The sequence below is a fragment of the Cytobacillus oceanisediminis genome (assembly GCF_007830235.1).
Classification (GTDB): domain Bacteria; phylum Bacillota; class Bacilli; order Bacillales; family Cytobacillaceae; genus Cytobacillus; species Cytobacillus oceanisediminis.
Map to the genome: position 1 here is coordinate 112,059 of NZ_VLKI01000003.1, position 12,712 is coordinate 124,770.

10 protein-coding genes and 1 pseudogene are annotated in these 12,712 nt (G+C 38.4%); 8 read left to right on the plus strand and 3 right to left on the minus strand.

Features of this window, described 5'->3' with window-relative positions:
* Positions 1–63 precede the first annotated feature (63 nt).
* Genes IQ19_RS07010 through IQ19_RS07020 form a run of 3 tightly spaced genes read left to right on the plus strand, consistent with a single transcriptional unit; the run spans position 64 to position 4,312 of the window.
* Complete coding sequence (locus IQ19_RS07010; protein WP_144541370.1) at positions 64–1,437, plus strand: putrescine aminotransferase; 1,374 nt, start codon at positions 64–66, stop codon at positions 1,435–1,437.
* 42 nt (positions 1,438–1,479) lie between these two features.
* Entirely contained in the window at positions 1,480–2,847 is a 1,368-nt protein-coding gene (gene gabT / locus IQ19_RS07015) for a 4-aminobutyrate--2-oxoglutarate transaminase (RefSeq protein ID WP_394137321.1), read from the plus strand.
* A 40-nt stretch (positions 2,848–2,887) separates the two neighbouring features.
* Positions 2,888–4,312 carry an NAD-dependent succinate-semialdehyde dehydrogenase gene (locus IQ19_RS07020; RefSeq protein WP_144541967.1) on the plus strand — a complete coding sequence of 475 codons (1,425 nt, stop codon included), beginning with the start codon at positions 2,888–2,890 and terminating at the stop codon, positions 4,310–4,312.
* A 46-nt stretch (positions 4,313–4,358) separates the two neighbouring features.
* On the opposite strand, the pseudogene IQ19_RS28425 reads toward IQ19_RS07020, so the two are convergent.
* Positions 4,359–4,601, minus strand: a pseudogene (locus IQ19_RS28425) (DDE-type integrase/transposase/recombinase); the annotation flags it as partial.
* A gap of 708 nt (positions 4,602–5,309) precedes the next feature.
* Between IQ19_RS28425 and IQ19_RS07030 the strand changes: the two are divergent.
* From IQ19_RS07030 to IQ19_RS07050, 5 genes are all read left to right on the plus strand, one after another.
* Positions 5,310–6,665, plus strand: a complete 1,356-nt coding sequence (locus IQ19_RS07030) for an APC family permease (protein WP_144541375.1) — start codon at positions 5,310–5,312, stop codon at positions 6,663–6,665.
* Between the two features lie 27 nt (positions 6,666–6,692).
* Complete coding sequence (locus tag IQ19_RS07035; RefSeq protein WP_144541377.1) at positions 6,693–8,318, plus strand: amidohydrolase; 1,626 nt, start codon at positions 6,693–6,695, stop codon at positions 8,316–8,318.
* A gap of 33 nt (positions 8,319–8,351) precedes the next feature.
* Positions 8,352–9,251 carry a carbon-nitrogen hydrolase gene (locus tag IQ19_RS07040; protein WP_144541379.1) on the plus strand — a complete coding sequence of 300 codons (900 nt, stop codon included), beginning with the start codon at positions 8,352–8,354 and terminating at the stop codon, positions 9,249–9,251.
* A 240-nt stretch (positions 9,252–9,491) separates the two neighbouring features.
* Positions 9,492–10,274, plus strand: coding sequence for an HAD family hydrolase (locus IQ19_RS07045; RefSeq protein WP_144541381.1), 783 nt, complete (start codon positions 9,492–9,494; stop codon positions 10,272–10,274).
* Between the two features lie 361 nt (positions 10,275–10,635).
* Positions 10,636–11,178: a hypothetical protein gene (locus tag IQ19_RS07050; RefSeq protein ID WP_144541383.1), complete on the plus strand. Its 543-nt coding sequence runs from the start codon at positions 10,636–10,638 to the stop codon at positions 11,176–11,178.
* 142 nt (positions 11,179–11,320) lie between these two features.
* Here IQ19_RS07050 and IQ19_RS07055 read toward each other — a convergent pair whose 3' ends face one another.
* Both IQ19_RS07055 and IQ19_RS28930 read right to left on the minus strand, forming a co-directional pair.
* Positions 11,321–12,247 carry an alpha/beta hydrolase gene (locus IQ19_RS07055; RefSeq protein WP_144541385.1) on the minus strand — a complete coding sequence of 309 codons (927 nt, stop codon included), beginning with the start codon at positions 12,245–12,247 and terminating at the stop codon, positions 11,321–11,323.
* 159 nt (positions 12,248–12,406) lie between these two features.
* Positions 12,407–12,538: a hypothetical protein gene (locus IQ19_RS28930; RefSeq protein ID WP_258309328.1), complete on the minus strand. Its 132-nt coding sequence runs from the start codon at positions 12,536–12,538 to the stop codon at positions 12,407–12,409.
* Between the last annotated feature and the right edge of the window lie 174 nt (positions 12,539–12,712).

The following is a 12,712-nucleotide window of genomic DNA, read 5'->3' on the forward strand; positions in this document are numbered from 1 at the left end:
AGGGTTGCTTGCGTCCGACAATTATCAAATTTCAAAATTTATTTTTTCAGGAGGAACAAAATCATGAGTATCGACTTAAAACAAGAATTGAAGAATAAGCAGTATCAAAACGTGAGCGAATACATTAATAAGGTTCTAAGTTTAATAGAAAAAGAGGAAATAAATCAAGAAGAAGCTGCATGGATTACAGTGGAAACGGTCGAGGGCTTTCGCGAGAACGTCAATCCTGGGTTTCTAGCGTATCGCAAAACGGTAACAAAGGATGGCCAATTTGCTTCGGTGGAATGGTCTGATAATGGATCATGTTTTAAAGATGTAAATGGCAAGGAATATATCGATTGTCTTGGTGGTTTTGGCATTTATAATGTCGGGCACCGAAATCCCAAAGTGGTAAAGGCAGTTACCGATCAATTGAAACGCCAGGCTCTTCATAGTCAAGATTTACTTGATCCGCTTCGAGCCATGCTAGCTAAAATTTTAGGTGAGATTACTCCTGGCGATTTGAAATATGCCTTTTTTACAAACAGTGGAACAGAAAGTGTTGAGGCCGCATTAAAGCTTGCCAAAATGTACAGTGAGCGGACAACTTTTATTTCGACTACTCGTGCTTTCCACGGGAAAAGCTTAGGCGCGTTGTCTGGAACGGCAAAAGGAATGTTCCGTAAACCTTTCCTTCCGTTAATTCCAGGCTTCCGCCATGTCCCATTCGGGGATATCGATATGATGAAAAAAACTTTTGAGGTATGTTCTTCAGTTGGCGAAGATGTGGCTGCCGTTGTTCTTGAACCGATTCAAGGTGAAGGCGGAATCATTCTTCCTCCAGAAAACTATTTAAAAGAAGTTAGGGAGCTATGTGATCAATACGGTTCTTTGCTGATTTTTGATGAGGTACAAACGGGTATGGGACGGACTGGAAAAATGTTCGCAGCTGAATTGTATAACGTTGTTCCGGATATTATCTGTCTGGCAAAAGCATTTGGCGGCGGAGTCATGCCTGCTGGTGCTGTTGTAGCGACAGAAAATGTATTCAAGAGCTGGTTTGATAATCCGTTTATGCACACAACAACCTTTGGTGGCAATCCACTTGCGTGTGCCGCGGCGATTGCAACGATTGGAGTTTTGCTTGAGGAAAAATTACCAGATCGGGCAGCAGAGGTTGGTGAATACTTCCTTCAAGAGTTAAAAGAGGCGGCTAAAGGTCAAGAGGATAAGGTTCTTGAAATTCGCGGACAAGGACTGATGATTGGGATTGAATTCCATGAAGATGAAATCGGTTATGAGGTTTCAAAAGGGATGTTTGATCACGGTATCCTTGTTGCCGGAACATTAATCAACTCGAAGACCATTCGTATCGAGCCTGCTTTAACAATTAGTTATGAAGAAGTAGATAAAGTGGTTAGCACATTTAAACAAGTGTTATCACAGGTGAAAAAATAACGCTTATTTTTAAGATGAATCAAAACTAGGAGGAGCATGAAAGTGGAAAAGAAATTTATTAAACAACAAACACATCTACCTGGTCCGGTATCAAAAGAACTGTTGGAGCGGAGAAATAAATATGTACCAAAAGGAATCAGCAATAATTGCCATTCCTTTGTGAAAAAAGCAACAGGAGCCCTTGTTGAAGATGTAGATGGAAATTCGTACATTGATTTTGCTGGTGCAATTGGTACTTTAAACGTCGGGCATACGCATCCAAGGGTAGTAAGGGCGCTTCAAGAGCAGACAAGTCAATTTATTCACACGTGCTTTAACGTCATGATGTACGAATCATACATTAATTTAGCTGAAAGACTTTGTAAGCTTGCTCCAGGAAATTTTGATAAACAGGCTGCTTTTTTTAACAGTGGTGCGGAAGCCGTTGAAAATGCAGTAAAAATTGCTAGAAAATATACGAAACGCCAAGGAATCGTCTCATTTACCCGGGGCTTCCATGGCCGGACTTTAATGACTATGACAATGACAAGTAAAGTAAAACCATATAAGTTCGGCTTCGGCCCATTTGCATCAGAGGTCTATAAGGCACCATATCCATATGTATACAGACGCCCTGTAGGAATGACCGAACAGCAATATAGTGCGATGATCATTGATCAATTTGAGCAGTTTTTACTAGCTGAAGTGGCCCCAGAGACGATAGCAGCCGTCGTGATGGAACCTGTTCAAGGGGAAGGCGGATTTATAGTTCCTGACATCGCCTTTGTTCAAAGGGTTAGAGAAATTTGCAGTCAGCATGGAATCTTGTTTATTGCCGATGAAATTCAAACTGGATTTGCCCGGACTGGAAAGTATTTTGCGATTGAACATTTTGATGTCGTTCCTGATTTAATTACGATTTCGAAATCTATGGGAGCGGGTGTGCCAATTAGTGGAGTGATTGGCAGGGTAGAGATTATGGATGCTGTTGAGCCTGGAGAAATTGGTGGAACCTATTCAGGAAGCCCTCTCGGTTGCCGAGCTGCGTTGAGTGTTTTAGATATCATTGAGAGTGAAAATCTCAATGATCGAGCAAGAATATTGGGAGATAGGGTAATTGAAAAAATGCAGATTTTAGCGGGACGCTTCGAATGCATTGGGGATGTTCGAGGCTTAGGTGCGATGTGCGCGATGGAAATTGTTAAAGACGGACAATCGAAAACTCCTGATAAGGAGACGGTTGGGAAAATTGTAAAAGCTGCAGGGGAACGGGGTCTTATGTTACTTAGTGCCGGGCTTTATGGTAACGTCATTCGCATTCTTATGCCGTTAACGATAACGGACGATCAGCTTGAAGAAGGATTGCAAATTCTTGAAGAAGCGTTTGATGCAGTTTTGATGAATGATCATGTCGTATCTGCTGGGAGGTAATGAAATGGATAAAGTAGAGAAAAAGTTTCAAATCTATCCTATGTATCTTAACGGAGACTGGGTTGGAAATGATTATGAAGTTTATACCGAAATTATAAATCCGGCTACAAAGGAAGTTGTTGGTGCTGTGCCAACGGGTGGTGCTTATGAAGCGGAGAAGGCTGTCGATGCTGCCCACCAGGCTTTCAAAGCCTGGTCGAAGAAAACAGCGGATGAGCGCTATATACTCCTCATGAAATGGTACCAATTAATAGAAGAAAACAAACATGAAATTGCTAGGATCATGACGATTGAGCAAGGAAAACCATTAAATGAGGCTCTTGGAGAGGTCCAGTATGCGAATGGGTTTATCTCTTGGTATGCAGAAGAAGGCAAACGGATTTACGGTGAAACAATTCCAGCCTCTCACCCTAATAAAAGAATATTAGTTAGGAAAGAACCAGTTGGTGTGGTTGCCGCGATTACTCCGTGGAACTTCCCAGCAGCGATGATTACTAGAAAAGTAGCTCCAGCGCTTGCTGCAGGGTGTACAGCTGTTGTGAAACCAGCAAACCAAACCCCTCTTACGGCTTTGAAAATGGTGGAGCTTGCCCATGAAGCAGGGATTCCTGCGGGTGTGTTAAACATAATTACCGGAAGGGCGTCAGAAATTGGTGAAGTGTGGCTGAGGGATGCTAGAGTAACGAAAATTACATTTACTGGTTCGACAGAGGTTGGGAAAACACTGATGCGCGGAGCTGCTGAAAATGTAAAAAAGGTATCACTTGAGCTTGGCGGGAATGCACCTTTTATCGTTATGGATGATGCAAATCTAGCAAAGGCTGCTGTAGGACTTGTTCAATCGAAATTTCGCAACGCTGGTCAAACCTGTATCTGCACCAATCGAATTTATGTGCAAGAAGGGATTGCAGAAGAATTTATGAAGCTTTTCCAAGCAGAATTAGAAAAGCTTAAGGTCGGCAACGGACTTGAAGAGGAAACGGATATCGGTCCATTAATCGATAAAGCTGCATATAAAAAAGTAGAGGGACTTGTCAATGATGCAATTAAAAAGGGTGGAAGGATCACTTACAGTGGACTTAAACCTGCTGAAGAAAACGGCTATTTCTTTGCCCCTACAATATTGACCGATATTAACGACGATATGGAATGTATGAAGGATGAAATTTTTGGGCCACTGGCACCAATCTCGATCTTCAAAACGGAAGAGGAAGTCATTGAACGAGCTAACGATTCTTGTTACGGGTTGGCAGCGTATGTTTATACAGAAAACTTAAATCGTTCCTATAGAATCACAGAGCAGCTTGAGTACGGGATTATTGGGCTTAATGACGCCTTGCCTTCAGCTGTTCAAGTTCCATTCGGCGGCTATAAAGAAAGCGGCCTCGGTCGTGAAGGTGGCAAATACGGGATCGAAGAGTTTTTAGAAGTGAAATATATATCCATAGGTTTGGACTTGTTTTGAGGCGGAGTCCTACCTAAACGTAGCGCGGAATAATCTATTAGTTACAAATATAAGAAGCAGCCAAGGATTTCTTGAAAAAAAGCGCTTGGCTGCTTGTTTATCTTTTGATTCACTTAGATAAAAATTCAATTGTTTTCCTTTCTGAATCGACTGTACGATATAAATACATCCATTGACCTTTTTACTTTTATTACGTTACATATACTCTCCAGGAATCATTTGTTAGCCTTAGATGATGTCGTACTCTTTCTTCTAATTCGGGCCCATTTTGACGCACTAAACGCATAATGGGGTACCGCCAGTAAAACGCGGATTTACAAAAAGTAAAGGGATTTTTACTATTAAAACCCCAATTTCTCATTAATATTACTGAGAGGTTGGGGTTTTATATTCAACAATTTCATCTTGTTGAAGAAAAAAATTGCGTAAAGTCCTACCTTCTTAATTTCAGGCAGCCATTAGAGGACGAATATACTTGTAATTTAATATTAAAAGTCGTCTAGGCGGTGTCGTCATTGTTGGAGTAATATATGGCATCTTAATATTATGAAAATTAATTTTATAAAGGTAGTGATCATTTGGAAAAGAACTTAGATTTACTCAAAATTGAACTTGAATTGAAGGCATTTGAAAATGGAAATATTGTTGATTTCCCATAGAGGCAACTTAATTGGACCTTTTCTTATGCAACTAACAGAGGTTCTAATTCAGGAAGGGGTCAGTAATTTTTAACATATTAATGTCGATAAGATCATCCGCAATCGGGCTGTTTATAAGGAAATAGACTAGTATAGAAAATTTAAAACCCATCTCTAACGACTAATTATGCAATATTACATATTTTATGTAATGTTGCATAAAACTATGAATTCATTAAAAGTTCGGTATTTTACAACTATTAAGAAAACTCTTTAATTCAATCACTATATAATCAATCCCCACTTGGTATGAAATTTGCATATTAGTTAATTAAATACGATTAAGGGTGGAGTGATACATGGAGAATTCAAAATTAAGACGTTCGTTAACAGTATTTCCTTTAGTGCTATTTGGATTGGCTTATATGGCACCTACAACAGTCTTTTCTACTTATGGGGTTGTTGCGGAAATAACAAATGGGATGGTACCAGCTGCTTATATTATAGCTTTAGTTGGTATGTTGTTTACAGCCTATAGTTATGGTCAAATGGTTAGAGCCTTTCCTGTTGCCGGTTCTGCATATACCTATTCTCAAAAGGCTTTTAATCCTCATATTGGATTCTTAGTAGGCTGGGTTATCCTACTAGACTATTTATTTTTGCCAATGATTAATGGATTACTAATCGCTATTTACTTAAACGCATATTTTCCATCTGTTCCTTTTTCCGTCTGGTTAATTGCCTTTGTAATTTTAACTACCATTGTAAATATAATCGGAGTTAAAATAGCAACAAAGATAAATCTATTATTAGTTGCCTGTCAATTCTTAATAATAGTTATATTTACATTCCTCTCAATTAAAGGGTTAGTTAACGGAATGGGTTCTGGAACATTATTTATGAGTTCTCCATTTGTGAATGGAGAAATACCACTATCTTTAGTATTAGCAGGATCTTCTATTTTATGTTTATCTTTTTTAGGGTTTGATGCTGTTACTACTTTTTCAGAGGAAACCATTAATCCTAAAAAAGTAATACCAAAGGCTATTTTCCTCGTCGCATTAATAGGAGGAGTTCTGTTTGTCATCATTTCATACATCAGTCACCTTGTTTTCCCAAATTTTCAAGCCTTTAAAGATCCAGATTCTGCTGCCTTAGAAATTGCAATATACGTCGGAGGTAATTTATTTCAATCTATTTTTCTAGCAGGATATATTACAGGGGGACTGGCATCTGGTTTATCATCTCACGCAAGTGTTTCGCGGCTTTTGTATGCGATGGGGAGAGATGGAGTTCTTCCTAAGAAAATATTTGGTCATATTCATCCAAAATTTCGAACTCCATCACACAACATTATCTTAGTGGGTATTTTTGCTTTATCTGCTTTGTTTGTTGATTTAGTGACAGCATCATCCTTTATTAATTTTGGAGCGCTTGTTGCATTTACATTTGTTAATTTTTCGGTTATTTCTCATTATTTTATTAGAGAGAAACAGAGAAACGGATTTGGCACATTAAAATATCTAATTTTGCCACTGATTGGTGCTAGTTTCACAATTTGGTTATGGACTAGTCTTGATTTAAAGGCACTTTTACTCGGACTAGGATGGCTTGGTATTGGTTTCATCATGCTCCTTTCTACTACGAAAATGTTTAGTAAACGGCCGCCAGAGCTTTCTATTGATAATGCGGAGGTAAATGAAATTCAAGCATAAAAGCTAGATCTACCAAGGAGGGTAAAAATGGTAAAGGCAGACATCGTTCTTTCTAGTCAACATGTTTTTACTGGGCTACAAGATGAGCCTATAAAAGCAACTATCGCTATTAAAGATAATAAAATTATTGAGATTGGTTCTAAAGAAGAAATATTGTCATTCATTGGGGATCAAACAAAAGTGTTTGACATGGAAGAAGAACTAATTATTCCGGGATTTCATGATTTTCATATGCACATAATGATGGGGAGCATTTTACAGAAGGATAGTGCCAAATTATTTGATGCTACTTCAGAAGAAGATGCAGCTAAAATAGTAGCTAATTTTGCAGAAACGAGACCGAGTGATGAGTGGATATTGGGGGTTGGTTGGGATCATACCAGTTGGAGAAAGAAAGCGCTGCCACATAGAACGACATTAGATAAATATATTAATGATCGTCCTGTTTTATTATTCAACGCAGAAGTGCATTACGCATGGATCAATAGTAAAGCAATAGAAATGATTCATTTAACGAAGGACTCCCCAGATCCTGAGTATGGAAAAATTGGAAAAGATGTAAATGGGGAATTAACAGGCATTCTATTTGAACATGCAATTGGGTATGCAACAGAACATGCATACAAAATACCGAAAGAAAAACGTTTAAAACTATTCCAAGGCTTTCTTAATGAAACAAAAAAATTAGGAATCACATCCGTTAATGATTTATACGGAGCAAAAATTGCGCCAAACCCATTAGACGATCTTGAAATTTTTAAGGAATTTGATAGAGAAGGGTTACTTACAACTAGAATCCACTTTTCGCCAGAGTTAAAAATGGATTTAGCTGAAGCAAAGGATTTACAAATAAATTACCAATCAGATAAGCTTACCTTTGCTGGATTAAAACAATTTATAGATGGAGTTGTAACAAGCCATACTGCATTTTTACTAGATCCGTATAAAGACCGTCCGGAAACAAAAGGTGAAACCAACTATCCACCTGAAAGAATTAAACAATTAGTAAAAAAGGCCGATAAGGAAAAATTCCAAATTCGTTTCCATGCTATTGGTAACGGTGCTGTCCGCTTAGCATTGGATGCATTTGAAGAAGCGAGAAACGAAAATGGGGAAAGAGATGCTAGACATGTCATTGAACATGTTGAGGTATTGCATCCAGAAGATGTCCACCGCTTTAAGGAATTAAGTGTAATCGCTTCCTTTCAGCCCAAACATATTGAATTAATGGAAAGTGAAGCATATACAACTAGAATCAGTGAAAATCAACAACCTCTCTATTACCCTATTAAAACAATAGTAGATACTGGTGCAAATGCTGCCTTTGGTACAGATTTTCCTGTAGTACCCCTAAATCCTATGATGGGTATTTATCAGGCAATCACCAGAAAAGATTTAACTGGGAAGGCGTGGCAAAAGTCGGAAGGAGTTACATTAGCACAAGCGTTAAAATACTATACGGCTACACCAGCATTTGGGTCTTTTAGAGAAAAAGAATTAGGCACATTGGAAGCAGGGAAGTTAGCGGATATCGTAGTATTAAATAAAAATTTATTTAGCATATCAACGGATGAAATTCTTGAAACTGAAGTGAAAATGACGATTATGGATGGAAAGGTTGTATATGAAAACCAGGTGGTCCCAACTGTATAATTCAAAAAAATAAAAAAGGCAGGTAGTGAGAAAATGTCAAAAGTAAAAGTTGGTCTTATTCAAATTCATTGCGGAGAATTTATTGAGCAAAATATTCAAAAAACAATAGGGAAAATAAAAGAAACAGTAAATAAAGGGGCACAAATCGTTTGCTTACAGGAATTATTTTCTTCGCAATATTTTCCACAAACAGTTAGTGTGGAAAATTATGATTTAGCTGAAGACGTAGATAGCGGTATATTAACTAAAATGGGTGAATTAGCAAAGGAATTAGGAATTGTCTTGATTGTGCCTTTTTACGAAAGAGCAGGTGCTGGTATTTATTTTAATAGTGCAGCTGTATTTGATGCTGATGGAGAATGTTTAGGCATTACAAGGAAAAATCATATTCCAGATGGTCCGCAGTATCATGAAAAATATTATTTCGTTCCAGGCAATACTGGATATCCTGTCTATGAAACTGCTTATGGAAAAATAGGAGTTGGGATTTGTTGGGACGAGTGGTTTCCAGAAGTTGCCCGAATTTTAAGCTTACAAGGTGCAGAGATATTATTCTATCCTTCTGCTATTGGTTCAGAGCCAGATCATCCTGAAATATCAACAAGATCGTCATGGGAAAAGGTAATTTCTGCTCATGGCATTTCTAATGGTGTATTTGTTGCTGCGACAAATCGAGTTGGCCAGGAAAAGGACATGAATTTTTACGGTGGGTCATTTATTAGCGATACATTAGGGAATATTTTAGCGTCACTTGATGATGAAGAAGGAATTATTGTACAAGAGATTGATTTAAAAGAAATAGAAGAGACTAGAAAAATTCTACAATTCTTTAGAGACCGTCGTGTCGATACATACGACCCTATATTACAAAAAGAAATACTTCCAACCCCATCCCTTTCAAAAAAAGCAACAAACAAAGCGCTGTTTAGTTGATATTATAAACAAAGCTCGTCAAAGTTTTAAGCTGAGTTTAAATGGGTGTATTGGCTTAATTGATAGAAAATAAAAATTACGCATGGATCTGAAAATGACCCATGCGTTTCTTGTGTTTATTGTCTTATCATCATTACAAATCAGTTGAAGAACATCAAACGAAAACGGAAAATATATTTTAAAAATTTTAAAAAATGATAAACTATTATAAAATAACATTCTATTAAAAGGAGAATCAAAATGATAAAAGCCATTTTCTTTGATTTAGATGATACACTACTATGGGATCAAAAAAGTATAAAAGAAGCCTTTGCAGCCACTTGTAAATTAGCGGAAGAACGATATGGCATTGACTCAAATCAATTAGAAGAGGCTGTTCGGGAAGCAGCAAGAAACTTATACTCTTCCTATGAAATTTACCCTTTTACGAGAATGATTGGGATCAACCCATTTGAAGGATTGTGGGGGAATTTTTTAGATGAACAGGATGATTTTAAAAAAATGAAAGAAATCGTTCCCTCCTATCGAAAAGATGCCTGGACAACAGGTCTAAAAACCATGGGGGTGGATGATCCAGACTTTGGATACGAATTAGCGGAACGTTTCCCGCAGGAACGGAAGAAGGCACCGTTTGTTTATGAAGAAACGTTTAAAACGCTAGATGAGTTAAAAAAGAATTATCAGCTTCTGCTTTTAACAAATGGTTCACCAGATCTGCAAAAAACGAAACTAACCATTACAAAAGAACTTATCCCTTATTTTGACCAAATCGTCATTTCAGGCGATTTTGGAAGAGGAAAGCCAGATCCTGCTATTTTTGAACATGCATTGACCCTAATGTCTATTGAGAGAGATGAAGTTATTATGGTCGGGGATAATTTAATGACAGACATTCTTGGGGCAAATCGTGCAGGTATAAAATCTGTGTGGCTTAACCGTCATAATAAAAAGCCAAATGAAGTTATTCCTACATATGAGATTCAGCATTTGGAAGAGCTTTATGGCATTTTAGAGAAGTTATAGGAATTTAGGATTTCCTATATTTATAGTAATTTTGTGTAAAAAATAGGCTTTGTTAAATCTCTGTGTTGATATTGACACCCTGTTGATAGGAGCGGAAGGCGTGAGACTCCAGCGGGAGAAGCGAGTCAAAGGGAGACCCCGCAGGCTTAATGCTTAAGGAGCGTCAGACCGCCCCCGGTTCGCTGAACTCCTGGAGCGGAAATCAACAGCCAAGTTTAACAGAGCCAAAAATAAATAATTGGAAAAATGTTTTAACCGCTAAAGAATAGGCTACAGACTCATTAGAACATCAAAAAAACGAATGTTTCAATAACATTTGCCATTAAATTGTAGAGACACATTTAGAATGAAAGGAGAAGTCATGAAAAAGAAAAATATACTGCTTTTGCTGGCCGCGTCCATTCTGCTATTGTCAGCGTGCAGTACACAGACAATGGGCCAGGCAATTGATGAGGATATCCCTTTTAATGTGAAAGAAATTCTACATAAAGAAAAAGTAAAAGACGGAATCATTCTCTTATATACGACACATCAGAAAAATGGGCAGGGTGAATTCGATGCTATGGCGGCTGCGTATTTGAAGGGCAGCGATAAAAACGGCTGGAAAAATGAAGGGCACAACCACTGGGAGCATTATGAAAATGAACACATGACTGTTTATACAGACGATTTCTATGATTATGATAAGGAAGGAAAATTGGAAAGCAGGATTCCGATCATTTTTGGGGAGATTCATAATCAGGATATCCAAAAAGTAGAAGTAGCCGGCCAGGAAGAGAAATTTGAAGAAGCAGCAATCATCGAAAAAAAGAGCGGACGCTATTATTTTAAAATGGGAGACTTCCACACAGCAAGAGGATTAACGGCAGACGGCAAGGAAATTCTGAAACAGAAGCAAAATTAGGGGTGTCCAGGTATGAGCACCTTTCTTAAAATATGGTGAGAGTAGTAAAGCGAGAGCAAAGCCAAAAGCCTGCCCAATAAGAAAAGGTAATCTCCAAGCAATAAAGAAAGCTGGCCCTAAATGTGAGCCAGCTTTTTTTCTATTACGAAAAAAGTTCTTTATTTTTATAAATGTATTCTTCCAAAAACTCATCAATTACCTTCTCATAGTCTTCTTTATTTTCATTGAACGATTGGGCATGGATGCCGTTAACGGCTAGGTAAAGCTTTTTAGGGCCCTTTTTCTTCTCAAACAATGCTTCGGACATGGTTGGCAAAATGAAATCATCCTTCTCGCTGTGAATGAACAGGATAGGCTTCTTTATGTTTTCAATCACTGAAATAGGGGAGACGTCTGCTATGGAATATTTCTCGCGCATTCGCAGGAATAAATCGGCAACAGGCAAAAAGAGCTTCGGAGGCAGCTTCATTTCCGCTTTCAGCCGATAAGCAAGCTGCTCTTTAAAATCGGAAAACGGGCAGTCGGCAATATAAAAGTCAGCACCGTCTTCGAGCATTCCGGCATAGAGAATCATGGTGGCAGCTCCCATGCTTTCGCCATGAATGCCAACCTTTATGCCAGGCCCTTTTTCAGCTTTGAGCCAATCAACGATTGCTTTTAAATCAAACTTTTCATAATGCCCGTAGCTTGTCGTTTTTCCGCCAGATTCCCCGTGTCGCCGATGATCATAAATAACAGCGTTAAATCCCCGTTCCAGGAAGAGGTTCATATATTTAATTGAGTTCATTTTATTCTCGGTTACCCCATGGGAGATAATGATATAACGGTTATTTTCATGCGGTTCAACAGCCACAGCCTTTAAGTTATATCCAAAAGGGGAGGGAATCAGCACTTCTCGTTTTGGAAGGCTTTCATACTTAATAAGATCAAGCCTGCCTGCCCCCTTCTCCCTTTCCAAAATAAATTCATCTTCCTTCTTTTTCATATACATAAGCCTATTTGTAAAATAGACGCCGAGTGATGAAAGAAAGAGAATGATTGAAAATAAGTAACGAAAAAACTTTCTCAACCCCATCCCTCCACCTGTTTTCCTTTATTTTACCATTCCGTCGGAAATTAAAACATAGAAGCGAGCAGGGACAAATTGAAAAAGTCTTGGGGAGGTACTCGAACTGCCTCTCCCAAAATTTTTCCTGCTTGCAGCAAGAGAAAAAGCCGCTTTTGCGGCTTATTGCTGGGAGTTCTGTCTTTTGGTAGGGTGAATTGCTTTTTCCAATTCCTCAGCAGCAATCGTCTGGCTTACTGTATCCGAATTGGGCTTTCCCTTCTGGCTATATCCTTTATCGCGTTTTTGGCTCATCTTTCTTATCCCCCTTCTAAAATAGTGCTCCGTTGCCATGTTTTTAGCTGAAGTCGGCTACCCACAAGTACGGAGCTGTGCTCGGTGTCTTCACCTAATAAGATGCTTTAAGAAGGAGAGGCTTATTCATGAATGACAGATTTGGAAATTGTATCTTGCTGCTAGTGTTTGCGT